Consider the following 25,251-nt stretch of genomic DNA (forward strand, 5'->3'; position numbering starts at 1 on the left):
GTCGCCTTGATCTCCACTTTGGGAGAGGGTTCAGATCTGCCTGGAAAAGCGCTGGAGACTGTCGCGAAGCCCAGGGATCTTCCTTCTCGGCAACGCCCTAAAAAATGTCCTGACTCAGCAGCTTAGCCAAGCGCTCCAGTCCCTTTTTGACCTGTCGGGAAACGGTAACGGCGCTAATTCCCAGCCGCTCTGCCGTCTCTTTTTGGGTGAGGTCGTAGAAGAAAACAAATTCCAAAATCTGTCGGGTGCGCTCCTCCAGCTTGGCCAAGGCATTTTGCAGGCGGATGCGATCTTCTTCGGCCAGTTGAAAACTGCGGTAGCGCTGATCGGGAATGGTATCCCCTAGAGCAACGCTGTCTTCTTCAACCTGTACGGGAGCATCTAGGCTGAGCAAAAGGCTGTTTTGTTGGGCCAGCTGCAGCTCTCGCCATTCCTGCTCCGTCAGTTGTAGGGCTTCCCTCACCTCCGCCTCAGAAGGAGAACGGCCCAATTCTTGTCTCAGGCGCGCGATCACCTTCTTGGCTTGTCGCTGCAGCGTCGCCCAGCGGCGTGGGATCCGTATTGTTGGGCTTTTGTCTCGCAGGTAGTGTTGAATTTCTCCGCGAATGTAGGGCATGGCAAAGGAGCTAAAAGCCAGGCCGCGGCTGATATCGAAGCGCTCGATGGCTTGGATGAGCCCTATGCAACCCACTTGCACCAAGTCGTCGTATCCTTCGTCGCATTGGTTACGCCAGTGGTGGGCTTCTTTGCGCACCAAGCCCAGGTTTATTTCCACCAGCCGGTTGCGCAGGGCTGGATCCCGAGTCTGGTGGTAGAGTCGCAACAGTGCAGCAGTTTGAGCTTTAACATCTTCATATTTGGATGCCATAGACGCACCCACAGCTCCGGATCCAGAATCCCCAGCACCAGCTTTGGCAGAAAACAGGGGAGCCGCGGCTGTCGATGGCGCCGGCGGCTCGGAGTCGTCGAGAGAAGGCTGCTGAGGAGCCGTTAGCATAGACAACTACTTTTTTTCTTTTTGAGCTGAAGCCATTCAAGGTTGGATTCAGCACCCAAACAACTCAAAGGCAGAGGATGCCAGGCGACCCCCATTCTCCCTAGGCCAGACTTCTGCTGGAACCAACCGCGAAGAAGCTTGCAGGCAGACAGTATCAGGTTGTAGCCGTGAAAATGCTACCAGATGTTAACAAGAACACAGCTTGCCTCCGAGATCTGCCAGGAGCTGGAGCGTTCTTAGTTTACTGGGTTTTCCGCCGCAAGCAACAGCATCCCTACGGAAAATCAGCAGCTTTCTTCAGCAAAAGAGCCGAATTTCTCTCCGTCATTTGGCGGAATCGCCGGATTGCTGCTGCTGGCTCACTTTGGAACCTCAGAAGAAATCTAGGAAGCAGAGGATGGAGCCGTTCGCGTCAGGGAGGTAGAGTTCGTGTCGGTTCCAAGGCCGGAGAGGGCTGTCAGGAAGGCCGTAAAGCTCGGCTCACCGCGAATGAGGTCGAAATAGGGCTCAGAGGCGAGCAAGGGGCGGTAGCGTTCCGGCTGCAGGCGCAGGGCTTGCTCCAAGGCTTGCAGGGCCTGGGGCACCTGGCCTTCCCAGGCGCAGCAGCAGGCTTTGGCGTAGTGGGCCTCGGCATCGTCGGGATCCATCTGCAGGGCTCGGTCAAAACTCTGGATGGCCAGCCCGTAGAGGTTCAAGTCCATCAGCACCAGGCCGCGCTGCACCCAGATCTGAGAACGCCGGGGATCCTGCTGCAGGGCGCGGTCGTAGCTGTTGAGAGCTTCCATCCAGTTGCCCAGGCGGTGGTGGGCGAGGGCGTGGCCGGCCCAGAGAGAGGCCGACTCCAATCCCAGTTGCAGAGCCCGTTCATAGCTGGCCAGAGCCTCGGCGTAGCGCTCCAGGTGCACCAGGGCCAGCCCGCGACTTTGCCAAACCCGGGGATCGCTGGAATTGATGGCCAGGGCCTTGTCGTAGCTGTTCACCGCCTCCTGCCACCGCTCTAAGGAGGCCAAGGTCAGCCCGTGCAGATGCCAGGCTTCCCCGCTGTCGGGGCGGAAGGTGAGAACCTGCTCGTAGGCGCGTAGCGCTTCTTGGTAGCGGCCCAGTTGCCGCAGCGTGTTGGCCTGGTTAAAGCGGGCCTCGAAAAAATCCGGCCTCAGTTGCAAAGCCCGCTCGTAGCTGGCCAGCGCCTCCTGGTGACGGCCGAGATCGTCCAGCAGAGAGCCGCGGTTGTTCCAGGCTTCGGGAAAATCCGGCTTCAGCTGCAGGGCCCGGTCGTAGCTGGCCAGGGCGGCTTGGGCCTGCCCCATTTGGTCGAGGGTGGTGGCGCGGTTGTACCAGGCAATGGGATCCCGCGGCCGATCTCCCACCGCCTGCTCGAAGGGCTGCAGTTGGGCCGCCTGTTCCGCCGTAAGGGCAGAGAGGTCAATCGCCGTTGCCGGCAAAACAGTTGTCGAGTCTGGGGGAGCAGCTCGCTGCTGTCGCCGCAGCCGCCAGGCCCAGCCTCCCACCAGGAGCAACAGGCCCACTCCCAGCAGCAGCGCGCCCAAGTCGGTCGAGGCAGTTGCCAACGCCATGACTCACTTCCCCTCTGCGCGCCTCTACATCATCACCAAAAACGGCAGGGGATCGCTGGGCCCTGCCGGCGAGATCAGCTCGATGCGCTTTTCGCCGGGGTAGGTGCTGGGATCGATCTCAAAAGTCACAGTCAGCGCCTCGGCAGTGGCCTGCACCGGCTCTTGGGAGCGCCCCAAGGGATCCCCGAAGCTAACCCGGATCCCCTTGCCCGCCGGGCTGATCCGGATCTCCGTCACCTGATCCAGATGGGATCCCTCCAGCGTACAGACAATAACATCGCCCACAAAGGCCTCTAAAGGCCAGCCGCGTCGTACTTGGGGTCTAGGCATGCTTACTCCCTCTCCCGCTAGGGGCTGCTCTAGATCCTCCCCTCGGCTCCTAAGCACCCCAAAGATCGGCGGCAGCTCCAAAACCCTGGGGAGGAACTACCTGATGTTTAGCCCAAAGTTGTTGGCATGACAAATGGGTACCGACCCTGCGAGGGTAGCGCTGGTCCAGCCCTTTTGCGGGACAGGAGGCTCGGAGGTTGGCAGCGGTGCCGTCCCTCGCAACAGCAAGTCTTGACCAGGGCCAACGCTCACCAGCCGCGGCACCTCCTCCAGGCTATCGGCCACGGCAAACAGCACCCGCCCTCGCGCCTGGGGATCCCAGTCCAGCAGCTCGGCATACCCCAGGGCCGGCGGTGGCTCCCAAACCTGTACCGGTGGGATCCTGTTCGAGTCGGCGGGCAAGGGCCAGATCACCGCCCGATCCCAGCTCAAGTCGGTCTGGAACCAGCCTGCGTACTCCCGCGCCAGCAGGGTGTTGTCCTGCCAGGCCAGAGGCAGGATCATGGCAAAATCCAATGGCTCAACGGGGTCGTACACAGACGCCGCAGCTTGATAGATCACTTGCAAGGCTTGGGTACGAGTGTTCTTGGCAAACAACACACTGGTCAACCGACTGGTCTGAGGCGTGGCAACCAAATCCAGACGAGTGTACACCTGCCACTGGGGATCCGGGGCCGGCAGGGGCCGGCTGCGCAACAGGCCCACCAGCGTACACTGCCGTTGCCGCGCCTGCTCCTGCAAGTCGTATACCCACTCCCACGGGATGGGCAAGGCAGGAGAAGAGATTGCTTCGGGGGCAGCCGACATTATGTCTTTTATGTCCTTCGGCCAGGCGGCGCTCCCCTCCGCCCAGACGATCCAAACCGCCACAAGGGCTCCCCCCAGTTGCCCCAGCCAGTTTTGCCTGAGCCGGCTCCCCATCTGCTCCACCTTCCGTCTTCACTGCGGTTCAAGCCCTGTCTAGGCTAGGTTAGTGCTCCTCCGCCAGCCGTACCTGTACCGACTGGCCATGGGCGGGCAGCCCCTCGGCTTGCGCCAGAGCTTGGATCGCGCCGGCCACCTCCTGCAGGGCTGCCGAGCCGTACTGGATTAGGCTGGAGTGCTTCAGGAAGGTCTCCACTCCCAGCGCTGAGGCGTAGCGGGCCGCCCCCGCTGTGGGCAAGGTGTGGTTGGGGCCGGCCAGGTAGTCTCCCACCGCTTCTGGGGTGTAGTGTCCCAGGAAGATCGCCCCCGCGTGGCGAATGGGATCCAGCAGAGCCCAGGGATCCGCCACCTGCAGCTCCAGGTGTTCCGGCGCAAACTGGTTGGACAAGTTGACCGCTGTGGCCAGATCCGGCACCACCGCGATCAGGCCGTAGTTGGCCACCGCCTTCTCCACCAGCAGACGGTTGGGGTGGGCTTCCATCTGGGTGGTTACAGCCTGCTGCACCTGTTGGGCCAGCTTGGGATCGGGGGTCAGGAGGATCGCGGCTGCTAAGGGATCGTGCTCCGCTTGGGCCAGCAGATCGGCAGCCACGTAGAGGGGATTGGCGCTCTCGTCGGCGATGATCAACACCTCGGAAGGCCCCGCCAGCGAGTCGATCCCCACCGTGCCGTAGACCAGCTTCTTGGCCAGCGTCACATAGATGTTGCCGGGGCCGGTGATCACGTCCACCTTGGGGATGGTCTCGGTGCCATAGGCCAAGGCCCCAATAGCCTGGGCCCCGCCGACGCGATAGATGGTGTGGATGCCCACTTCTTGGGCGGCCACCAAAATAGCCGGGCTGATCCCCTTGCCCCCCAGCCCGTCGGATCCCGGCGGGGTCACCATGACAATCTCGGGCACCCCCGCCACCTTGGCCGGAATGGCGTTCATCAACACCGTGCTGGGATAGGCGGCCCGCCCTCCTGGAATGTAGAGGCCAGCGCGATCCACCGGGCGGTACTGCTTGCCCAAGACGATCTCGGGGCCGGGAAAGCTCACCCAACTGCTGGGCACCCGCTGCCGGTGAAAGGCTTCGATGCGCTGTTTGGCCAAGCGCAGGGCCGATAGCAGTTGCGGAGATACCGCCTGGTAGGCTGCCTCCAGCTCAGCCCCCGACACCTTTAGCTCGGCTACGCTCAGCTCCACCTGGTCGAACTCCGCCGTGTAGGCCAGGAGAGCGCGATCCCCCTGGCGGCGTACCGCTTGTAGGATCTCCCGCACGGTTGCCTCGCGGTGCAAGTTCTGGTCAGCCTGAGTGCGCTCCGAGATCCGTCTAAGCTCGGCTTCAGCCTCGGCTAGCTGGGTGACGATTCTCAGCATAGCGACTCCTTCGCGTAGAGTGCCGCAACCCCATAGTAACGAGGGATCCGGCGGCATCGCGGTAGCAAAGCGGATCTTTCGCTGGGTCGGCTTGCGGCGACAAGAAGGGACATCCCCAGGCAGGGATCCCGTCTGCACCTAGCGTGATCCACGGTGGCTATGGTCATAGCTTAGCCTGGATTTTCCGCGGCCAAGAGCCGCCCAGCCTTTGCGGGGCGGGGGTGTTGTGGCCTTAGGGAGCATGTCAAAAGCGCAATTCCGCCGATTTGATTAAATTGCGAAAATCGTGGATCACCTCTTCGCAGCGGCGGAAAAAAGCCAGCACCCAGTCCCGCAGCACCTTTTGTTGAGATTCGTCCAGCTCCTTGAGGGTGCCCTTGTAGTGGATTTGTCCGCTGCGCTCGATCTCGAACTGATGGAGCCACTCGGCTGAGGATCCCTGGCGTTCCACCACTTCCTGCCGCGCCGCCTTCCAATAGTTGACGATCACCGCCTTGCCCAAATAGCCGCTTGTGATCTGGCAAAGACGATTGAGAGATTGCACGAAGACATCCATCTCCATGCGGCTGCCTGTCGCTGCCGGCTGGGTCGCCTCCTCCCTTGGTGTGGGCTTGCCTTCTGCTAGGGTGGAGCTGGGTTGGGTAAGGTTCCGACCCGTCTCCGCCTGGCTGGTCAACAGGCGCAAGGTGGCCAGGCCCTTCGGCGTATCCCGTTGCAGCTCGGCTCGCAGGCGGTTGACGGCCAAGGTGTAGACCGGCATCACCAGGTCGTCATTGACCGCCACCAGCAGCACCCACTCCGGCCCCAAAGGGTAAACGAAAACCCGCTGCTCGGCAAACTGAAAGTCAAAATAGTCCAGTCCTGGGGGCATGGTTTGCAAAACCTGAAACAGCCCTTCGGTGAGGGCCTGCTGCTGTCGGCTGTCCAAGTTCTGAAAAGAACGGTAGAAAAAAGGGCGGCCTGTTCGACTCAGGAGCGCTACCCCCATCACCCCGCGGATGGACAAAAAACTCTCGAGCGTCTCTTTTTCCATGCCCCTTGGGAGCCAACTGGGCCAACACAACTCCTATCCTGGCTCAGATTAGCCGGCACTGGCTGCAGCTAATACTGGCAGCCTAAAAGGCCAGGACGGGGACAACAACCGGCCTCAGAGGAACATCTGTAGCCTGCCCCCTTGCTGCTTCTAAGCTGGCTCTATGCGACTAGGCCTGCCGGAGACCAGAAGTGCCTTTGCCCAAAAATTCCCCAATTCGTTCTATTGCCTCTTCCAGCCGGGATCCCTCTGCCACCAGCGCAAAGCGGACATAGCCTTCGCCGCCGGGGCCAAAGCCTGAGCCTGGCGACAGAGCCACCCCGGTAGCCCGTACCAAGTCTAGACAAAACTGGGCTGAAGAGCCGCGATAGAACTCGGGCAAAGGTGCCCACAGGTACATGGTGGCCTCCGGCAGGGGCACGGGCCAGCCGATGCGGTGCAGAGCGGCCACCGCAAGATCCCGTCGCTTGCGGTATACCTGCCGCCAGTTATCCAAAAAGCTATCGGGAGCCGCCAAAGCCGCTGCTGCTCCCCGCAAGATGCCCTGGTAGGGGTGGAAGTCAATGGTGGACTTCACCAGCCGCAAGGCTCGGATTAGCTCGCGGCTGCCGATGGCATAGGCCACCCGGAACCCCCCCATGTGGTAAGACTTGGAGAGGGAAAAGAACTCGATGGTGCGGGTCTTGCCGGGATCCGCCAGCAGCGCCGAGGGAGCCACCTGGCCGTCGAAACGCCAGTCCACATAGGGAAAGTCATGGGCCAGGAAGATATCGTGCTGCTGACAAAATTGCAGCGTCTCCTGCCAAAACTCTGGGGTGACGGTGGCGGTGGTGGGGTTGTGGGGATAGCTCAGCACCAACAGCCGCGCCCGACGGCAGATCTCCGCCGGGATCTCATCCCACTGGGGCAGGAAGCGGTTTTCCGCCCGCAGGGGCAGATAGTAGGGGATCCCGCCCGCCAGATGGATCCCGCCCCCATGGGAGGGGTAGCCCGGGTCGGTGATCAAAGCAACATCCCCGGGATTGAGCAGGGCCAGCGGTAGGAGAGCCGTTCCCTGCTGGGATCCGATCAGCGGCAGCACCTCAGTTTCTGGGTCGATCTCCAGGCCGAACTTCCTGAGATACCATTGGGCGCAGGCGGCGCGAAACTCGGCCGTATCGTGGAACAGGGTGTAGCCATAGGTGGAGGGATCTGCCAGGGCCCTCTGAATGGCTGCCAGCGCTTCCGGGGGCGGGGGCAGGTCTGAGGAGCCCAAAGAAAGGTCGATGACATCCAAGCCCGACCGGCGCGCCTCCCACTTGGCCTGGTCTAGCTGGTCAAAGACATTGGAGTGCAGCGGCTCCAGTCGTTGGGCGAAGGCAGCGAGCATGCGACAAGTCCAGGTTGGCTATTCCTGAATCCCCTTAGGGATTGCTGCCGGCATTAGAAGAGCTGGGGGCAGAGGGCCGTGTGGCCGCTGCCGGGCCACGGTCGAAGATCTCGATGTTCCACTGGCCGCGACCGTTGCTCTCAAAGGCGATAAAGCGGCCATCGCCGCTGATGGTGGGGTTGCGCACATCTCCCGGTACCCGGCTGCTGATATTCTCAACGCGGCGGGTTTGGCGGTCGTAGAGAAAAATCTCCGATTTGCCCAGCGCATTGGACACGTAAACGATGTAGCGGCCGTCGGCGCTAATGTCGGGCGAGGTGGCGGCCACGTCGCTGGAATTCAGGCCGGGCAAGTCCACCAGCCGCTGTTCCACCGTGTCGTAGAGAAAAATATCCTGGCTGCCGCCGCGGGCGGAGGAAAACACCAGGTAGCGACCATCCCCGCTGAAGGAGGGCTCCCCATCGGGGAAGATACTGTTGAGGCCGCTGCCGGCCAGCGTGGGGCGCGGCGTGCGAAACCCTGCCGGGCCACAACCGAGCAACAGGAGGCTCAAGCCGGCCCAACACCACCTGCTTGCCCAGCGGGTTGGGCTGCGTGGAATCTGGCCATCGGTCAGCATCGCATTGCCCCTCCAATTCTTCTCCATCATACTCAGTTGGCAACTCGGCTCGGCTAGAGTTCTACCTCGACGCCCTTCCAGAAGGCCACGTAGCCGCGGATGTTGGCTGCAGCCGGCTTGGGATCCGGGTAGTACCAGGCGGCGTCTTTGTTCTCCTGGCCGTTGACCACCAGGGTGTAGTAGCTGGCTTGTCCTTTCCAGGGGCAGGTGGTGTGGGTGGAGCTGGGCTGGAAGTATTCCCAGCGCAGGGATTCCGGCGGAAAATAGATGTTGCCTTCCACGGTTTCGTAGCGGTCGGTCTCCGCCACAACCACCCCGTTCCAGATGGCCCTCGGCATGAAAAACCTCCTGTCGCAAACTCCCAGTTCTCAACGTTATTTTTAAAGTTGCAGATCCCGGCAAGGCCAACTGCCTTTCTTTGAGATTAGCGTTTCTGCTTATCGTCATCGTTGTCGTTGAGGGTTGACACCCGCCCCTGCCGGGCTGTTCTCCACTGCTATTGAGCGTCACTGCCATGGCTCGCCGCAACACCCTAGAAGATGACCTCAACTACCAGCAAGCCAAGCGCAGCCTGCGCCAGTGGGTGGCTCAACTGGATCTAAGCCCCCAGGAGATGGCGGGTTTGGAAGGGGAGCTGGAGAGCCTGCAGACGCTGCTGGACAAGCTGGAAACCGAGGTGATCCACATCGCTGCCTTTGGCCTGGTGGGGCGGGGCAAATCTTCTCTGCTCAATGCTTTGCTGGGGGAGCCGGTCTTCCAGACGGGGCCCACCCACGGCATTACCCGCACCCAGCAAGCGGCAGCTTGGAACATCAGTTGGGAAACCCGCCCCCAATCCCCCTTCTCTGCAGCAGCCCTGCAGGGATCCCGTCTGCCCCCTGCCTCGGTGCAGTCGGTTCAGGTTAGTCACTGGCAGGGATCCCGTCTGGAGCTGATCGACACGCCCGGCCTGGATGAAGTGGACGGCGAGGAGCGGGCACGGCTGGCCCAGGAGGTGGCGCAGCGGGCCGATCTGATCCTCTTTGTGGTCTGCGGGGATCTGACGCGGGTGGAGTTTGAGGCTCTGGCCACCCTGCGGGAGGCGGGCAAGCCCATGCTGCTGGTGTTCAACAAGATCGACCAGTACCCGGAGGCGGATCGCCAGGCCATCTACGACAAGATCCGCAACGAACGGGTGCGGCAACTTCTTTCTCCCGACGAGATCGTCATGGTGGCGGCCTCCCCGCGCGTGCCGCGGCTGGTGCAGAGGCCAGATGGCAGCTTCGGCGTGGAGATGGAGATCGGCCCCCCCCAAGTGGACGCCCTGCGCCTGAAGATCCTGGAGGTGCTGCACCGGGAGGGGCGCTCCCTGCTGGCCTTGAATGCCCTCCTGTTTGCCGATCGCGTCAACCAACAGGTCATCGAGCGCAAGCTGCAAAGCCGCGCCCAGCAAGCCCAAGACCTCATCGCCGCCGCTGCCCGCACCAAGGCGCTGGCCGTTGCCCTCAACCCCGTTACCCTGCTCGATACCTTGGGAGGGCTGGCCCTGGATATTGCCTTGATCCTGCGCCTGTCCCGCCTCTATGGCTGGCCCATGAGCAGCGCGGGAGCCGCACAACTGCTGCAGAAGATCGTCCTCAGCATGCTCAGCCTGGGCGCCGGCGAGTGGGTGGCGCTGTTGGGCCTGGGATCCCTGAAAACCTTGCTGGGGGGATCCCTGCCCTTCGCTGGAGGATTCTCCCTAGGGGCCTACGGTTCGGTGGCCCTGACGCAAGCGGTCTTGGCCGGGTTTTCCTGCTACGCCATCGGGGAGGCGGCCCGTCGCTACCTGGCCCAAGGAGCCAGTTGGGGGCCAGAAGGGCCCAAAGCCGCCATTGCCCAAATTTTGGCCGATTTGGACGAGACCTCCATTACCGCGCGCCTCCGGGAAGAGATCCGCAGCAAAATCGGTTCGGCGCTGCTTTGAGATCCTACAGTCGAGAAGCCGAGCCCCTTGCACCCATGACCTACTGTTTTGGCATCCTCACCCGTTCTGGCTTGGTGATGGCGGCAGATTCCCGCACCAACGCCGGGGTGGACTATGTCTCCACCTATCAGAAGCTGTTCGACTTTTCCGTGCCCGAAGAACGGGTGATCCTGATCTGCACTCTGGCAACCTGTCCATCACCCAGAGTGTTCTAACCGAAGTGCAGCGGGATCTGCGCCAGCAGGAAAGTGCCAATCTCCACACGTTTCCCCATCTCTACGACGTGGCCCGCTACCTGGGATCCAAAATTCGTTACATCCAGGAGCAAGACCGACCCTGGCTGGAAAAAGACGGCATCGACGCCCAGTGCAGCCTGTTGCTGGGAGGACAGATCTGCGGCGAGGAGCCGGCCCTCTTCTTGAGCTACAGCCAGGGCAACTGCATTCAAGCCACCCCAGAAACCCCTTTTTTGCAAGTGGGGGAAACCAAATACGGCAAACCCATCCTGGATCGCATCCTCTCCTACGAAACCTCGCTGGAGGACGCGGCCAAATGTGCTCTCCTCTCCATCGACTCCACCATGAAATCCAACATCTCCGTCGGCCCCCCCATCGACCTGGTGATGGTACAAGCGGATCAGTTCAAAGTCTCCCAGCGCCTGCGCCTGCGCACCGGGGATCCCTACCTGGCCAAGATGCGCAAGCTCTGGGAGAGCATGACTCTAGTCAATAATAAGCTCAACTATACTGAAAATAATGTATAATATGTTCAGTACGGATTACTACCAGTTGATCTTTCTGTTTACTTTCGAGTCTGCCAACATGGTAGCCAAAGCAAAGCACAAAATTGGTAGTAAGACGACACGGAAACTGCGCTTTGGGTATTCTACTCAAAGCTTTGCGGGATACCGCCATTCTGTTTGGACTCCGTCCCGCTAACGCGAATGGAAACAAGCAGAATGCTATCGCTGCATAGTTGAACAGTGATGTTCAGCAGTGTTCAGCGTAAATGTATCAGCGCCCTCAAACAAGCCTTCGACCAAATGCCGCCCATCGAGTGGAACCACTCAGACCCAGCGGATGCCGATCAAGAAGAGCTGATCGACTGAGGGGGGGAGATTGGTAGGATAAGGTATCCCTGCTCAGCCCTTGGTATGTCAGCCCACACCTTTCAGGACTTGATCTTTCGCCTGCAGCAGTTTTGGGGGGAGCAAGGCTGCCTCATCCTGCAACCCTACGACCTGGAAAAAGGCGCCGGCACCATGAGCCCCCACACGTTTTTGCGCGCCCTGGGGCCGGATCCCTGGCGGGTGGCTTATGTGGAACCTTGTCGCCGCCCCACCGATGGGCGCTACGGCCAAAACCCCAACCGTCTGCAGCACTACTTTCAGTACCAGGTTCTGATCAAGCCCTCCCCCGACGACATCCAGGAGGTGTACCTGGAGAGCCTGCGGGCCCTGGGCATTGACCCGGCAGAACACGACATTCGCTTTGTGGAAGATGACTGGGAATCTCCCACCTTGGGGGCTTGGGGTGTGGGCTGGGAAGTGTGGCTAGATGGCATGGAAATAACCCAATTCACCTACTTCCAGCAAGTGGGCGGGCTGGATTGTCGCCCCGTTTCTGTGGAGATTACCTACGGCCTAGAGCGCCTGGCCATGTACCTACAGGGGGTGGACTCGGTTTTCGACCTCTGCTGGGGTGAGCACCCTTCCCTAGGCCGGATTACCTATGGGCAAATCTATTTCCAAAACGAGGTGGAGCAGTCCTACTACAACTTCGAGTATTCGGATCCCGAGATGCTGCTGGAGCTGTTCCGCCTCTACGAAGCTGAAGCCAAGCGCCTGATCGAAACCACACAGCAGAAGCTGCAAAAACAGGTGCTTCCCGATCGGCTGGCGGTGTCGCTGCTCCTGCCCGCCTACGACTATGTGCTCAAGTGCTCCCACACCTTCAACCTGCTCGATGCCCGCGGCGTCATTGCCGTAGCCGAGCGCACCCTCTACATTGGGCGCATCCGCAACCTGGCCCGACAATTGGCAGAGCTGTACGTTAGCCAAGCCGACCGCCCTGGATCCAGCTATGCCCTGCGGCAGCCGGAACCCACCCTGATCTCCAAAGGCGCCTGGGCTAATGGCTAGGGAAAAAGATCCCTGTTTTCGCTATGATGGGTGATTGGTATCAGCAGGCGCTGGCCTGCCGTGGCCACCCTTACCTTAGGATAATCGACACTCTCGTTTTCACCCTCTTTTCCTGACCAGTCCACCTTTATTCCGAGAAAAATCTTTATGTTTCGCCATCCCGTCACGCGGGTTTCCATCTTTATCGATGGGAACAATATGTTTTATGCTCAACAAAAAAATGGCTGGTTTTTCGACCCGCGCCGAGTCTTGGATTATTTTGTCAGGTCACAGCCCAACGTCGAGCTAGTCAACGCATTTTGGTACACCGGCATCAAGGATCCCAACGATCAAAGGGCCTTTCGAGATGCTCTGATCAGCTTGGGTTTTACGGTGCGCACCAAGATCCTTAAAGAGTATCGAGACGAAGACTCTGGCCGCTACTCCCAGAAGGCCAACCTGGATATCGAGATCGTCATCGATATGTTCAACACGGTTGGGCAATACGACAGGATCATCTTGTTTAGCGGCGATGGCGATTTTGAGCGGGCCGTTGAGCTGTTGCGCTCCAAAAACACTTTGATTACAGTCGTCTCCACTGAAGGAATGATCGCCCGCGAGCTGCGCAATGCCACCGATCGCTACATCGACCTCAACGACATTCGCCCCTACATCGAGAAGCTGGATAAGTAGGGCTGATCCCTCTACTCTCGAGCTGGCCCCACAGCTCCCCGGCGGAGTTGTCACAACCCACCTGAGGTCCTTCGGGTTTCTCCGCCTTGAGAGAAAGTCTGCTTGGTAAAATTGCTGCCACGCAAGCGACCCATCTGTTACACCGGCCATCGTCGGCGTTGCCGGGAAAAGCTGTCCCAGCCACTTTAACTTCTGGGCAACCTTGGCCCAGGCAGAGGGCCAAAGAGGCTAGCATTGTAAAAAATCTTTGCCCCAACCAGGTTTTTATGACCGACGTTCCCGTCTCCCGCATTCGCAACTTTTCCATCATCGCCCACATCGACCACGGTAAATCCACCCTGGCCGACCGGCTGCTGGAGGCGACCGGCACCGTTTCAGCCCGCGAGATGAAGCCGCAACTGTTGGACAACATGGAACTGGAACGGGAGCGGGGCATCACCATCAAGCTGCAGGCGGCCCGCATGAACTACCGCGCCCAAGACGGCCAAGACTATGTCCTCAACCTCATCGATACGCCGGGGCATGTGGACTTTACCTACGAAGTCTCCCGCTCCCTGGCCGCCTGCGAAGGGGCGCTGCTGGTGGTGGATGCCTCTCAAGGTGTGGAGGCGCAGACCCTGGCCAACGTCTATCTGGCCCTGGAGAACAACCTGGAGATCATCCCGGTCATTAACAAAATCGACCTGCCGGGGGCGGAGCCGGAGCGGGTGATCGCCGAGATCGAGCAGGTCATCGGCCTCGATTGCAGCGGAGCGATCTTGGCCTCTGCCAAAATGGGCATCGGCATCCCAGAGATCCTAGAGGCCATTGTGCAGCGGGTGCCCCCGCCGCGGGATACAGTGGCGGATCCCTTGCGGGCCCTAATTTTCGATAGCTACTACGACTCCTACCGCGGCGTGATTGTCTATGTGCGCATCATGGATGGGGAGGTGAAGACGGGAGATAAGATCTGCTTCATGGCCTCCGGTCGGGAATACGAAATTACCGAGCTGGGGGTGATGCGCCCTCATCAAGAGTCCGTTGCGTCTCTCCATGCTGGGGAAGTGGGCTACATTGCCGCCGCCATTAAAAGTGTCGAGCACGCCCGTGTCGGGGATACCATCACACTTGTCCATCGCAAGGCCTCTGAGCCTCTGCCCGGCTACAAAGAAGCCAAGCCGATGGTCTTCTGCGGCCTCTTCCCCAGCAACTCCGATCAATACGCCGAACTCAAAGAAGCTCTGGAAAAACTGAAGCTCAACGATGCCGCCCTCTACTTTGAGCCGGAAGTTTCCCCTGCGATGGGCTTTGGCTTCCGCTGTGGTTTCTTGGGCCTGCTGCACATGGAGGTGGTGCAGGAACGCCTGGAGCGGGAATACAACCTGGATTTGGTGATCACCGCTCCGACGGTGGTGTATCAGGTTACCCTCAACGATGGCTCTGTGATTCGGGTAGACAATCCCAGCAAGCTGCCTCCCCCCAACGAGCGCACCAGCATTGAGGAGCCGATTGTGAGGGTAGAGGTGATTCTTCCTGAGGAATTTGTCGGTACCGTGATGGAGCTGTGCGAGACCAAACGCGGCACCTTTAAGGACATGAAATACCTGGCGCAGGGTCGAACTACGCTCGTGTATGAGCTACCGCTGGCAGAAGTGGTCACCGACTTTTTCGATCAACTGAAATCTCGCACCCGCGGCTACGCCAGTATGGATTACCAAATGGTGGGTTACCGCGCCGACGACCTGGTGCGCTTGGACATCCTCATCAACGGCGACGTGGTGGATTCTCTGTCCACCATTGTGCATCGGGACAAAGCCTTTTATGTGGGCCGGTCTTTGGTAGCCAAGCTGCGCGAGCTGATCCCACGCCACCAGTTTGAGGTGCCCATTCAAGCAGCAATTGGCTCTCGGGTGATAGCCCGCGAAACTATTCCTGCCCTGCGCAAAAATGTCCTGGCCAAGTGCTATGGGGGGGATGTGACCCGCAAGCGCAAGCTGTTGGAAAAACAAAAGGAGGGGAAAAAGCGCATGAAGGCGGTGGGAACCGTCGAGGTGCCCCAAGAGGCGTTTATGGCGGTGCTGAAGTTGCAAAATGACTAGCCCGGTCTTACGGCGGGAAGAGGTGTTGGCCTGGCTCCAGGAGCAGGTGCCCCCCCCTCGCCTTCGCCACATCTTGGGGGTAGAGGCGATGGCCCGGCAACTGGCAGCTCACTATGGGCTGGATGAGCAAAAAGCTGCTTGGGCAGGGCTGATGCACGACTTGGCCAAGTCCTTCCCCCCGGAGCAACTGCTGCAGAGCGTCGCTCAGGAGCGGGAGTTGGACGAGATCGAGCGGGCCGAGCCCCACCTTCTCCATGCCGAGGTGGGATCCCTGCTGGCACGGGAGCGATTTCAGGTGCAGGATGCGGAGATCTTGGCAGCCATCGCCAACCACACCCTGGGACGGCCCGGCATGGATCCGCTCAGTTGTGTGGTTTTTGTAGCCGATGCTCTGGAACCCAACCGCGGCAACAGTCCGGAGCTAGAACATCTGCGACGACTAGCTTTTGTAGATTTATCTAAAGCTGTGGTGGGGGTTTGCGATCTCAGCCTGAGATTTCTGCTAAACCGGTATCAGGTGATCCATCCACGCACACTCATGACTCGGAATCATTTTCTGCTGCATCCTTTGGGTAAAAAAGGTTCGGAGGAGATTGTGTCTCCAGTCAATTCAGTCGTTTCAGGAGGGTTTTAGTTGCTACAGTCCATGCCTGTCCGTGCCAGGGATCCCATCTATCGCATGGCGTTGAGCGCAGCTCGCGCAGCAGAAGAAAAAAAAGGCGGCGACATTGTCCTGCTGGATGTATCCCAAATTTCCACGTTGGCGGATTACTTCCTTTTGATCAGTGGCTACTCGCTTACGCAAGTACGGGCCATTGCCCGAGCAATCGAGGAAAAGGTTTGGGAGGAGTGGCAACAGAGTCCGCGCCGCATCGAAGGTCAAGAGTCAGGCTCTTGGATACTGATCGACTATGCCGATCTCATCGTCCATGTGTTCATGCAGGAGGAAAGAGACTATTACGACCTGGAATCTTTCTGGATCCAGGCTCAGCGAGTCGATTTGCCAATAGCAGGCTAGACATAGTTTTAGATCCTTAGATCTTGGCAGCTTTTCAGAGCTTGTAGCCAGGCGAAGAGTTGCTCCGCTTAGCTCTTCAAGTGGGTGTCTTTGCCAAACGAAAGTGTTAGCCGATCGTCAAGAAATGTGCAAACTTCTTAATAGTCCCATAACTTCCTACATAGTTACGTGTTAGCGTATTGGAGGAGGAGTAGCTGGGTAAGATCTTCTTCCCTCTTGCGGTTGAGTTTCTATAGTCTTTGTTAAATGGCCTACCCTGTCCTTCTCAAAAAGCCGATAATTTTTCGTTGGTACCGGATACCAGCGAAGAGATTTTCCGGCTGCTGATTGTTGGCTGCTTTCAGCGGCAGAGGGGAGGGCAAACGGGGCAAATAGAGGGGGCTAAGGATTGGCCGCAGGGGAGATCTTAGCAGACAAATCCACAACCTCTTCCCGCTGGTGGACTGGATCTGCCGCCGGCTCAGCTATCCGGCCTGTAGGCAAGAGTCCGAGGCAAAGAGCGGCGAAGGAGGAAAGGAGAAAGTTGCACTTTTTGTTTAATGCCTGTTTTAAGAGCGACGGGGATTTTTAGGAGGGACAAATGGAAAAGATGTTGGTTAATATCGTTGAGTACCTGGCTTTGGGAGAACTGGAAAATGTCCTCTGTACTGAGCACCCCCATCAGCAGGTTTTCCACGATGCCAGGGAGCGGGAAGCGCTGATGCAGCAGATCTTAAACCGGGTTCCTGCTGTTTATATGTGGCTGGCTGCCGATGAGTGTCCCAGCCGCGATCAGCTCAACCCTTCTGAGCTGGAATTGCTCCGCTCGGTAGTGCGGGAGGTGGTCAATCAAAAGCTGCAACAAGCTTCTTTTGGCGTTGATCCCTATGCGGGATCCATGTCGGAAGCCTTCTACGGGTAGAGGGAAGATGGGCTTAGGCTAGACTGCAAGAACGCTACCTTGCCCTGGTATGTTGCCCGTTTACTATTCTGAGACTTTTCTCCGCCACGACGCCGGGCCGTTTCACCCCGAGCGTCCGGCTCGCCTGCAGGCCATTGTCAAGGCGCTGCGCGGTGCCTCTTTCGCCGAGCATCTGGAATGGCGGGATCCCCCCTTGGCCGATCTTGCACAACTGGAGCGGGTACACCCGCGCTGGCACATTCAACGGGTGGCCGAGTTGGCTGAGGCAGGAGGGGGTCGCCTCGATGCCGATACCGCCGTTTCCCCAGCGAGCTTTGAGGCGGCGCGGCAGGCAGTTGGAGCCTGGATTGCTGCTTCGGCCTCGGCTTTGGCCGCGGCTCAGCCTGCTTTGGTGCTGTGTCGCCCGCCGGGGCATCACGCGGAGCCGGAACGGGCAATGGGGTTTTGTCTCTTCAGTAACGCCGCCATTGCCGCCCTCTGGGCCCTGGATCAGCCGGGGGTGAGGCGGGTAGCCATTTTCGATTGGGATGTGCACCACGGCAACGGCACGCAGGCGGTGGTGGAGCGTCACCCCCAACTGGCCTATGCCTCTATCCATCAGTTTCCCCTCTACCCTGGCACGGGCTTGGCCGAGGAAACCGGGATCCACGGCAACCTCTGCAACGTGCCTCTGCCTGCCAGGTCAGACTGGTCGGTCTACAAAAAAGCTCTCGATGAGAAGGTCTTGCCGTTTTTGCGGGCCTTCCAACCGGATTTGCTGCTGGTGAGCGCCGGCTTTGACTGTGCCAAAGGGGATCCCTTGGCCAGTATGCTGCTGGAGCCGGAAGACTTTGGCCGCATGGCCCACCTCTGCCTGGAGGAGGTGACCCGCAAGACCGTCTTCGGGTTAGAAGGGGGCTATGACCTGGAGAATCTGGCCCGCGGCTGGCTGAGCCTGGCCCAAGCTTGCCTGGAGAGCTAGCCCTTCCACTTCACCTTGGGCAGGATCTGCCGCACATCCACGCGGTCTTTGTACTTGAGGGCGAAGTTGAGCAGCGAGTCCAAAAGCGAGTCAGATAGGTAGTGGGGTTGTAGGCCCAGGTCTAGGAGCTTGGTATTTTTGGCGTTGTAGTAGTGCTCCTCCAGCTCGACACGGGGGTTTTCCAAGTAGTTGATTTCCACCTTCAGGCCCATGGCGGCTCCGGCCTTTTGCACCATCAGCGCCAGTTGCTCCACGCTAAATTGCTCGGTGAACTGGTTCATCACCCGGAACTGACCTGGCTCAGGAGGATTGGCGATGGCCAGCTCCACACAGCGCACCGTATCGCGGATATCCAGGAAGCCACGGGTTTGGCCCCCCTTGCCGTACACCGTCAGGGGGTGGCCCACTGCGGCTTGAACGCAAAAGCGGTTCAGGGCCGTGCCGAACACGCCATCGTAGTCGAGGCGGTTGATCAGCACCTCATCCATGCCGGTTTCTTCTGTTAACACGCCGTACACCACCCCTTGATTGAGGTCGGTAGCCCGCAGGCCCCAGACGCGGCAGGCGAAGTGGATGTTGTGGCTGTCGTGCACCTTGGAGAGGTGATACATGGAACCCGGCTGTTTGGGATAGGGCAGGGTATCCTTGCGGCCGTTGTGCTCGATGGTGATGTACCCCTCCTCGATGTCGATGTTGGGGGTGCCATACTCGCCCATGGTGCCCAGCTTCACCAGGTGGCAGTCGGGAAACTCCTCCTTGATGGCGTAGAGGATGTTCAGGGTGCCCACCACGTTGTTGACCTGGGTCATCACCGCATGTTCGCGGCTAATCATCGAGTAGGGAGCAGAGCGCTGCTCGCCAAAGTGGACGATGGCCTCCGGCTCAAAGCGACGCATGCAAGAAATGAGGGCCTCGTAGTTGGTGACGTCGCAAACGAAAATGGGAATATCCTTGCCGGTCAGCCCCTTCCAGCGATCCACCCGCTGCTCGAGCTGGGCAATGGGCGTCAGGGTAGAAACCCCTAGCTGCAGATCCCAGAGGCGGCGCACGTAGGAATCGAGAATGGCCACCTCATAGCCCCTGTTGGACAGGTGTAGGGCCGTTGCCCAGCCGCAGTATCCGTCACCACCAATAACCAGGACTTTCATCGGGGAAGCAAAATTCGGCTGCTCACGAATCTACCAAGTTATGGCACCGAAGACAAATACCCTGGGATCCCACTTTTAATCGCGGATTGGGCCGCCAGATTACTCGACCTGAGGAGGGTTGGCCAGGGTGTAGACGGTGGTCTCAGCAGCAATGGCACGGCGCAGGTGGGCGGGAACCTGGTAGAGTCCCAGGAGGGTGATGCCATCGATGAAGCGCAGCGCTCCGCGGTCGGGATCCAGGTGTTGGGCCAGGATCTGGTCGACCTGTTCGGGCTCCGGCCTGGAAGAGATGGGATCCTGGGCTGCCAGGGCAAACCCCAGCGGCCCGCCGTAGGTGGGGGCGTAGATAGCGTAGGGCTGCACAGCAGCAAACACCGTTTTCAAGGTGTGAACGATGCGAGTGTGCTGCCACAACTCCACTGGACCCGTCGGCCCAGCTTGGATGACAAAAGCCCCAGCGGTCTGCAACTTGGAGCGAACCTGGCGGAAAAACTCCTGGGTAAAGAGGCGGTAGGCCGGGCCGGCCTCAACGGGATCCGACAGATCGGAAAGGATCGCGTCCCAGATCGGCTCCGTCTGGCCAAGAAAGTCCAAGGCGTCGGCGATCACCACCTCTGCCCGCGGATCCGCAAAGGATCCTTGGTGCATTTCCGGCAGATGCTCTCGACAGGCTTCCACCACCTCCCCGTCGATATCCACCATCACCACTTGCTCCACCGAGCGCCAGCGCAGCACCTCCCGCAGCGTCGCCCCTTCCGCACCACCCAATATCAACACTCGCCGCGGGATCCCACCCGCCTGGACGACCTGCACCAGGGCCGGATGAACCAGAGCCTCGTGGTACAGGAATTCGTCCGCCGTGGTGGACTGCCAGTGGCCATCCAGCATCAGGCCCTTGCCATAGGCTCCCGTCTCGGCGATCAGCATCTCCTGAAAACGGGTTTTTCGGTAGGCCAGAATGCGCGTGATGGCACGGGCAGTGTAGTCCCAGGGGGTGAAGTACTCCTGCGCCCAGAAGAAGCTCTTTGGGGTGTTCATAGGACACCTGACAAAAAGTGGCGGGATCTCAGCGCCTTCGTCCGGCCGTTTCACAGCTTAGCGCTTTGGGAAAATCCGCCATCTCTTCAATGGGTGCCGCATCCGTGGTTCGGCGAGGTAGCTTGCGCAGCGAATACCGCCGCGCTTGAAACACCTGGATCAAGTATTCACAGGCTGCTTCGGGCCGCGTGTGGCGACCACAGGTGAACACATCCACCGCTGCATAGCCCGCTTCGGGCCAAGTGTGAATGGAGATATGGGATTCTCCCAAAAGGGCCAGAGCCGTGATCCCCTGTGGCTCAAACGGATGGCAAAGCTCGCCCAAGAGGGTGGAGTTGGAGCGTCTTGCTGCCTCCCGCAAGGCCTGTTGCACCAGGGAAACATCATCCAGAAGTTTGGCCGGGCAGTCGTAAAGCTCTAGGATGCAGTGGATCCCGATCAGAGCCAGAGACCTATCCCCTAATTGGCCAGATAGTGTGTGCAGCATACTATCCCCTAATTGGCCAGATAGACTACCGAAGCCGTGCGAACAAAAAGCACAGCTTTACCATCTTCTCATAGATGCAGCGGGATTACACCCCGCAACGGCTTTTTTCTTAACTGAGAATTAACCTTGACGTTGTCCGCAGCCCTGCCGGCTTGCTCCCACGCAGGGGGAGAGCGGCGATTCTTTCACAACTTGCAGTAGCTGCTGGCAGGCAACCCCCACTTGCTGTGCCACACCATCCTTTGCTGCTCTGCCCGATTTGCCTATCCAGTTGGCCAAGCCCGATATCTGCCCACCCCGCTGGCGGCATCTCGAACGTGGTGCAAGGGGAATTGCTCAGCAGTTCGGCTTCCTACCCAACGACCGGCTGACAGCGCCAAGGAGCGGGGATCCCTGGAAGAGTCCCCCTCTCAAAGCTCCCAGAGCGGTTAGTCTAGACTGTGGACAGTGACGTTCCTCTCAATCCGAGCAGAGGCTGTCGATGGACACCGCCGAGGCCCTCCAAGTTCTCAACCTGCCGCCGGATGCCAGCGAACGGGAGATCCGGAGGAAGTGGTTTCGAGAATATCAAACCCTCAGTGCCGCCCTCTTGGAGCTGGAGGACGAACGGCAAAGGCCCTTGCTGGAGGCGCAACTGGCACGGCTCAACGAGGCGCGGGATGTGTTGCTCGGCGGCGGATCCCAGGCTGAGAAGGAGTTGGCTTGGGCTAGCCCGGAAGACTTGCCTTCCCAGGTCATCGTGCTGCTTTACCAAGCCAATGGCCAAGAGGGGATCTGCACACGCCAGATCGGGGGGCAGGACATTGTCATTGCGTTTGAGAGCGCCTTTGGGGCGAAAAAATATGCCCAAAGGCTGGCCCAGCAGGGGCTGCCCAAGCCGCTGGCCGAGCGCTTTGATACTCAGGAGATCGTCGATTTTTGTCGCGAAGGGGGCTATGGGTTGATGGTGGTTCCAGCCAGCGAGGTGCTGGAGCCGCTGGAGGAGAGTACGGAAGCCGCGCGGAATTGGCAGGGCAAATCCTAACGGCCTGGACTTCAACCCAGATTGCGTTGCGAGGGTCTTCGATGATCACTGCCGAACCAATCTCTCTAGAGGAGTTTCGCCAGATCATGGATGCGGATCTGGAGGCTTGCTGTGAAGCATTTGGCCTGAGGGAAGGGTACCTGCGTCTGCAACAACAACAACTGCGCTTCTGGGTTATGCTGGCCCTCTGCCTGTTGGTGGTTGCCCTGGTGATCTTTTTGGGGATGCGGGATCCCGGCTATTGGCTACTGTATACAGTGGCCGTCGTGTTGCTGGCGGTGGTTTTGCTGGGGCTCCTCTGGGCCAGCTTGGAGCTGCAGCAGAGCCTGCGCCGCATTCGCCAGCGCTGGCAGGAGGCCCACCTCCTAAATAGCCCTCCCAAGATCATGGAGTTTGCCAGCGATCTCGCCCGCAAGGTAAAAGAGTACAACCGCTGGGTGCAAGAGCTCCAACAATCGCTGGAGGGGGGCCAGTATTGGCGAGATTTTCGCCAACTGAGCGAGGCCGAGCAGCGGTATATCCAGTCGCTCTTTTTGCAGGTGCGGGCCCAGTTGATCACGGCTTTGCAGATGTGCAGAGCCTTGATCGAAGACCCACGGGTTCCCGTAGAGCAGTACTTTAACCAGATGGTTGCCCGGGATCAGCAACTGCTGGAGCAATTTATCGCCAAAAACTTGACTGCCAACCGCTACGCAGCCATAGCTCGCGAGCTATCTGCCCTGGAAGCAGATCTGCAAACCCAGCTCAGAGCCCTGGGATCCCGGTGATAGTCTGGTGTCGATGCTCGGCAGCTTGTTCATGAGAAGCAGAGGCACCGCAACGCTGTACATCCTGCTGGGGCTGGGCCTGCTGGGGTGCGGGGATCCCAATGTGCCGCTGACCCAACCTCCCCCCGATGCTTTTCGGGTCAGCACCCCCCGTCCGCCGCGCTTGGATCTGTACCCCACCCCACCACCAACGCCCACCCCTACTCCCACACCGCCCCCCAGCCTGCTGGAGCTCACGGCCCGTTGGCTGGGGATCCCGTGGCCGCCGCAACGGCGCGAGATCAGCCCGGTGCGGTTGAGCGCCCGTTTCCTTGAGATCCCACTGCCGCCCAAGCCTCGCCCCTCACCCCAACCTTCCCCTAGCCCGGAAAGAGAGGAGAGAAAGGAGCAAGGTCGCGAGACCTAGTCCACACCGCTGGCCTCGGGGCATCTAGGCGCCCACCGTCACCGGCTCCGTCTCTCGCACGCGCAGCTTTTCGCAAGGGATGATATCCGTCAGGATGGAGCTGGCCATCATGCCCGTGTGGATCTCCAGTTTGGCTCCCAGCACTGCCTCAAACAGCAGCCGCTGCCCTGGGAAGACCACCCGCTCAAAGTACCAGTTCTCGATATTTGTGATGCGAACCACCTGAACGGAGCTGGTCGCGTTGATGTAGCTACAGGTTATTCGCTCTACTCGTTTTTTGTCGGGGATCGCATCAAGTGTTTGCATAATTAGATCACCAGCCCACTCTGCTCAGCCTACTATCTACCCTAACACCGCCTGGGGATCGCTGCAGTAGCCTTTGATACGGCGATCCCAACCAGCAAAAATGAATCCTGGAAAAGTAATTTCTGTATTTTATCTTACAGTTTTGATTTTTCAGAATGGCCCTTCAAATCAGGAGGGATTTGGATTGAAATTTCTCCCTGCGGCGAGGCAATTTCTCACAGAGAATCTCCGCAGAGCAGTAGTTAAGATTACATTTTGAGTCCCCTTGGGAGTTTGGGGATCACGGCTCGTGGAGGCTCGCTCCGGTCGTCGGCTTCGGCGAGGACTGGCGGGGATCCCAGTTCAGGCCCTCCACCCGCAGCTCCAGCGCCCCCGACTGACGCACCGGATTGTATTGCAAGCTAAATCCATAGGTGCGGCGGTCGTAACCCAGGCGATAGGTGGTATCCACCTGCTGGCCGGATTGGAGATCCAGTGTGGTTTCGGCCCCCACCCGCAGCGGGCCGTACAGTTGCTGTAAAAAGCCCAGAACAAGCTGCTCCCGCGTGGTGATGCGGTCGAACAAAAACGGCGAGGCCCCCGCCAAAAAGCCATTGGAGTAGGTCACCCTCAGGTTGGTGTAGTCGAAGGTATCGGCCACGAAAGCCCCGATTACCGCGTCGAGGCCAATGCTGCCGGCAGTATAGCTTTGGGCACGGCCATTGGAGTAGAACGACTGGCTGCTGCTGAGGCCGGTGTTGAGCCAGATTCCCTGTTCGATGGGCAAAGCGGAAAAGCGGGGTGGGGGATCTGCTGCCGTCTTGGGGGGCCGCCAAATGGGAAAGGAGCGGCTCACGGTTGCCCCCAGTTGCAGTCGGGTGAGCTGGATGCGGTCGGTGGTCTTGGCCAGGGCTAGATCGGGATCGGTGTCGATGTCGCCGAGTTGTCCTAGGGCGTCGATGGAGTCGGCGGCTATGCGGTAGCTGAAATTCAAGCCGGTGTCGCCGAGAAGGAGGGTGGGCGAGTTGTAGCTGACACCGAAGCGATTTTCCACGATCTGAAACCCCAGCCGCCCGCTGAAAAAACGCTCCCGATAAGCATAGGTGTAGGTGACTTGGCCGCCGTCGCCGGTGGTAACGCGGTGTTCGACCTGCGCCCGCAAGCGCCGAGCAAATTCCTCGAAGACGATCCCGCGCAGCTCGGCAAACAGCGAGGTTTGGGCATTGGCTTCCGGTTGCCGCCAACGAAAATCCGTCCGCAGCCCAACCCCATCGCGGATCCCTTGGAGGCTCCCCCAGAGGCGCTGCGGATACAGTTGGGGGGAGAGCACCAAGCTGAGGTTGGGATCCTGCAGCAGCTCGATGTTGGCTTGCAGGATCAGGCCGCGCCGCAGTTCTTCCCGGTCGAAGTCATCGTAAAAAAGGCTGACCGGAGGCTGACGGTTGAAGGAGTCAAGACGCAGCCGAATGGGCAGGGGCAAAAAAAAGACCTGGTCGAAAACCAGTTGCCCCGCCTCGGCCATCAGCAGGCTGGAACCATCCGGCTGCAGGGCGGAGGTCACTCGCGGGCTGCGGATCTCCAGCTCTGGCGGATCTAGCGGGTCGTTGGTCAACTGCACTTGCTCTCCTTCCCAGTTGTTGGCAGCGAAGCGGATGCGAACGGCGCGAAAGCGCACCAGCCGCTGCGGCGAGAGGGCCGCTGCCGGGGATCCGGCGGCCTGCAACTGGCCGATATCCACCTGCCCGAAGGCCTCTTCCAAAACTCCCTGCTCCCGCTCAAAGTCGTATTCCAGGCGGGATCCCTGGATGCGCTGCCGATGCAGCTCCACCGAGACATTGCCCTCGGCCACGGCTCGCCGCTGTTGCAGCTCGATGCGCAGGCGGTCTGCCCGCAGCACAGAGCGGCCCAGCCGCATCTCCACATTTCCTTCCGCCTGGAAAACCTGCGCCCGTTGGTCGAAGGTTTGGCGGTCGGAGCGCAGCCGTAACGTGCGATCCGCAAGGGTATCGGGGGCACTCGTATCCCCAGGCTGAGCGGCTGCCACCTGGTCTTTCTGGGCTGAGGCAGGAGCAGCCGTTGCCAGGCCAAACACCCCCAAGCAAAGCCAGAGCCACCAAAACCCTTTCATACTCCCCCAAACCTGCGCAAAACTTCAGCCCAAGCCCCCGGGCTGGC

26 protein-coding genes and 1 pseudogene are annotated in these 25,251 nt (G+C 59.8%); 13 read left to right on the forward strand and 14 right to left on the reverse strand.

Translation table 11 applies throughout. The features are described from left to right. Nucleotides 1–97: 97 nt before the first annotated feature. From SYN63AY4M2_RS04395 to SYN63AY4M2_RS04435, 9 genes are all read right to left on the reverse strand, one after another. Nucleotides 98–868: an RNA polymerase sigma factor SigF gene (locus SYN63AY4M2_RS04395; protein ID WP_099812412.1), complete on the reverse strand. Its 771-nt coding sequence runs from the start codon at nt 866–868 to the stop codon at nt 98–100. 512 nt (nt 869–1,380) lie between these two features. Continuing rightward, nucleotides 1,381–2,571, reverse strand: coding sequence for a tetratricopeptide repeat protein (locus tag SYN63AY4M2_RS04400; protein ID WP_011429497.1), 1,191 nt, complete (start codon nt 2,569–2,571; stop codon nt 1,381–1,383). A gap of 24 nt (nt 2,572–2,595) precedes the next feature. Then, the gene (locus tag SYN63AY4M2_RS04405) at nt 2,596–2,901 is read right to left on the reverse strand and encodes a hypothetical protein (protein ID WP_011429496.1); all 306 of its coding nucleotides are present in this window, start codon (nt 2,899–2,901) and stop codon (nt 2,596–2,598) included. A gap of 96 nt (nt 2,902–2,997) precedes the next feature. Further along, nucleotides 2,998–3,822 (reverse strand): hypothetical protein, encoded by an 825-nt coding sequence (locus tag SYN63AY4M2_RS04410; protein WP_240530498.1) that lies wholly within the window; start codon nt 3,820–3,822, stop codon nt 2,998–3,000. A gap of 49 nt (nt 3,823–3,871) precedes the next feature. Next, the gene (hisD, locus tag SYN63AY4M2_RS04415) at nt 3,872–5,185 is read right to left on the reverse strand and encodes a histidinol dehydrogenase (protein ID WP_011429494.1); all 1,314 of its coding nucleotides are present in this window, start codon (nt 5,183–5,185) and stop codon (nt 3,872–3,874) included. A gap of 244 nt (nt 5,186–5,429) precedes the next feature. Continuing rightward, a complete protein-coding gene (locus SYN63AY4M2_RS04420) occupies nt 5,430–6,218 on the reverse strand; it encodes a hypothetical protein (RefSeq protein ID WP_240527732.1) in 789 nt (262 codons plus the stop codon). A 169-nt stretch (nt 6,219–6,387) separates the two neighbouring features. Continuing rightward, on the reverse strand, nt 6,388–7,587 hold the full coding sequence (locus tag SYN63AY4M2_RS04425; protein ID WP_099887235.1) for an LL-diaminopimelate aminotransferase: 1,200 nt from the start codon (nt 7,585–7,587) through the stop codon (nt 6,388–6,390). Between the two features lie 34 nt (nt 7,588–7,621). Next, nucleotides 7,622–8,140 (reverse strand): TolB family protein, encoded by a 519-nt coding sequence (locus SYN63AY4M2_RS04430; RefSeq protein ID WP_041438852.1) that lies wholly within the window; start codon nt 8,138–8,140, stop codon nt 7,622–7,624. Between the two features lie 119 nt (nt 8,141–8,259). Continuing rightward, nucleotides 8,260–8,544, reverse strand: coding sequence for a DUF427 domain-containing protein (locus tag SYN63AY4M2_RS04435; RefSeq protein WP_011429490.1), 285 nt, complete (start codon nt 8,542–8,544; stop codon nt 8,260–8,262). 176 nt (nt 8,545–8,720) lie between these two features. Between SYN63AY4M2_RS04435 and SYN63AY4M2_RS04440 the strand changes: the two genes are divergently transcribed. From SYN63AY4M2_RS04440 to SYN63AY4M2_RS04485, 10 genes and pseudogenes are all read left to right on the forward strand, one after another. Next, entirely contained in the window at nt 8,721–10,151 is a 1,431-nt protein-coding gene (locus SYN63AY4M2_RS04440) for a DUF697 domain-containing protein (RefSeq protein WP_099884229.1), read from the forward strand. A 35-nt stretch (nt 10,152–10,186) separates the two neighbouring features. Beyond that, nucleotides 10,187–10,866, forward strand: a pseudogene (locus SYN63AY4M2_RS04445) (proteasome-type protease); the annotation flags it as partial. Nucleotides 10,867–11,136: 270 nt separating this feature from the next. Next, nucleotides 11,137–11,259, forward strand: coding sequence for a hypothetical protein (locus SYN63AY4M2_RS14350; protein ID WP_276307358.1), 123 nt, complete (start codon nt 11,137–11,139; stop codon nt 11,257–11,259). Between the two features lie 45 nt (nt 11,260–11,304). Further along, nucleotides 11,305–12,291 carry a glycine--tRNA ligase subunit alpha gene (gene glyQ, locus SYN63AY4M2_RS04455; protein ID WP_011429487.1) on the forward strand — a complete coding sequence of 329 codons (987 nt, stop codon included), beginning with the start codon at nt 11,305–11,307 and terminating at the stop codon, nt 12,289–12,291. A 147-nt stretch (nt 12,292–12,438) separates the two neighbouring features. Further along, the gene (locus tag SYN63AY4M2_RS04460; protein ID WP_011429486.1) at nt 12,439–12,963 is read left to right on the forward strand and encodes an NYN domain-containing protein; all 525 of its coding nucleotides are present in this window, start codon (nt 12,439–12,441) and stop codon (nt 12,961–12,963) included. A gap of 266 nt (nt 12,964–13,229) precedes the next feature. Further along, entirely contained in the window at nt 13,230–15,041 is a 1,812-nt protein-coding gene (lepA, locus tag SYN63AY4M2_RS04465; protein ID WP_011429485.1) for a translation elongation factor 4, read from the forward strand. Next, the gene (gene yqeK / locus SYN63AY4M2_RS04470; RefSeq protein WP_011429484.1) at nt 15,034–15,675 is read left to right on the forward strand and encodes a bis(5'-nucleosyl)-tetraphosphatase (symmetrical) YqeK; all 642 of its coding nucleotides are present in this window, start codon (nt 15,034–15,036) and stop codon (nt 15,673–15,675) included. Before lepA ends, yqeK begins: the two co-directional genes overlap by 8 nt. 12 nt (nt 15,676–15,687) lie before the next feature. After that, the gene (gene rsfS / locus SYN63AY4M2_RS04475) at nt 15,688–16,059 is read left to right on the forward strand and encodes a ribosome silencing factor (protein WP_041438093.1); all 372 of its coding nucleotides are present in this window, start codon (nt 15,688–15,690) and stop codon (nt 16,057–16,059) included. Nucleotides 16,060–16,639: 580 nt separating this feature from the next. Beyond that, the gene (locus SYN63AY4M2_RS04480; RefSeq protein ID WP_011429481.1) at nt 16,640–16,960 is read left to right on the forward strand and encodes a hypothetical protein; all 321 of its coding nucleotides are present in this window, start codon (nt 16,640–16,642) and stop codon (nt 16,958–16,960) included. A 49-nt stretch (nt 16,961–17,009) separates the two neighbouring features. Continuing rightward, complete coding sequence (locus SYN63AY4M2_RS04485; protein WP_011429480.1) at nt 17,010–17,921, forward strand: histone deacetylase; 912 nt, start codon at nt 17,010–17,012, stop codon at nt 17,919–17,921. On the opposite strand, the gene SYN63AY4M2_RS04490 is transcribed toward SYN63AY4M2_RS04485, so the two are convergent. The 3 genes from SYN63AY4M2_RS04490 to speD all read right to left on the reverse strand — a co-directional run bounded on the left by SYN63AY4M2_RS04490 (nt 17,918) and on the right by speD (nt 20,594). Further along, nucleotides 17,918–19,069: an NAD-dependent epimerase/dehydratase family protein gene (locus tag SYN63AY4M2_RS04490; protein WP_011429479.1), complete on the reverse strand. Its 1,152-nt coding sequence runs from the start codon at nt 19,067–19,069 to the stop codon at nt 17,918–17,920. The genes SYN63AY4M2_RS04485 and SYN63AY4M2_RS04490 overlap by 4 nt on opposite strands. 99 nt (nt 19,070–19,168) lie before the next feature. Further along, entirely contained in the window at nt 19,169–20,107 is a 939-nt protein-coding gene (locus SYN63AY4M2_RS04495; RefSeq protein WP_011429478.1) for a polyamine aminopropyltransferase, read from the reverse strand. Between the two features lie 28 nt (nt 20,108–20,135). Next, the gene (gene speD / locus SYN63AY4M2_RS04500) at nt 20,136–20,594 is read right to left on the reverse strand and encodes an adenosylmethionine decarboxylase (RefSeq protein ID WP_011429477.1); all 459 of its coding nucleotides are present in this window, start codon (nt 20,592–20,594) and stop codon (nt 20,136–20,138) included. 481 nt (nt 20,595–21,075) lie between these two features. On the opposite strand from speD, the gene SYN63AY4M2_RS04505 reads away from it, so the two are divergent. Genes SYN63AY4M2_RS04505 through SYN63AY4M2_RS04515 form a run of 3 tightly spaced genes read left to right on the forward strand, consistent with a single transcriptional unit; the run spans nt 21,076 to nt 22,791 of the window. Next, nucleotides 21,076–21,618, forward strand: coding sequence for a DUF3110 domain-containing protein (locus SYN63AY4M2_RS04505; protein WP_011429476.1), 543 nt, complete (start codon nt 21,076–21,078; stop codon nt 21,616–21,618). A gap of 41 nt (nt 21,619–21,659) precedes the next feature. Then, entirely contained in the window at nt 21,660–22,385 is a 726-nt protein-coding gene (locus SYN63AY4M2_RS04510; protein ID WP_041438088.1) for a hypothetical protein, read from the forward strand. 31 nt (nt 22,386–22,416) lie between these two features. After that, nucleotides 22,417–22,791: a hypothetical protein gene (locus SYN63AY4M2_RS04515; RefSeq protein WP_011429474.1), complete on the forward strand. Its 375-nt coding sequence runs from the start codon at nt 22,417–22,419 to the stop codon at nt 22,789–22,791. Nucleotides 22,792–22,815: 24 nt separating this feature from the next. Here SYN63AY4M2_RS04515 and SYN63AY4M2_RS04520 read toward each other — a convergent pair whose 3' ends face one another. Both SYN63AY4M2_RS04520 and SYN63AY4M2_RS04525 read right to left on the reverse strand, forming a co-directional pair. Then, nucleotides 22,816–23,097, reverse strand: coding sequence for a DUF1830 domain-containing protein (locus SYN63AY4M2_RS04520; RefSeq protein WP_011429473.1), 282 nt, complete (start codon nt 23,095–23,097; stop codon nt 22,816–22,818). Between the two features lie 280 nt (nt 23,098–23,377). Then, the gene (locus SYN63AY4M2_RS04525; RefSeq protein ID WP_011429472.1) at nt 23,378–25,204 is read right to left on the reverse strand and encodes a DUF3769 domain-containing protein; all 1,827 of its coding nucleotides are present in this window, start codon (nt 25,202–25,204) and stop codon (nt 23,378–23,380) included. Nucleotides 25,205–25,251 lie beyond the last annotated feature (47 nt).

It is taken from the genome of Synechococcus sp. 63AY4M2, from assembly GCF_002760475.1.
Lineage (GTDB): Bacteria > Cyanobacteriota > Cyanobacteriia > Thermostichales > Thermostichaceae > Thermostichus.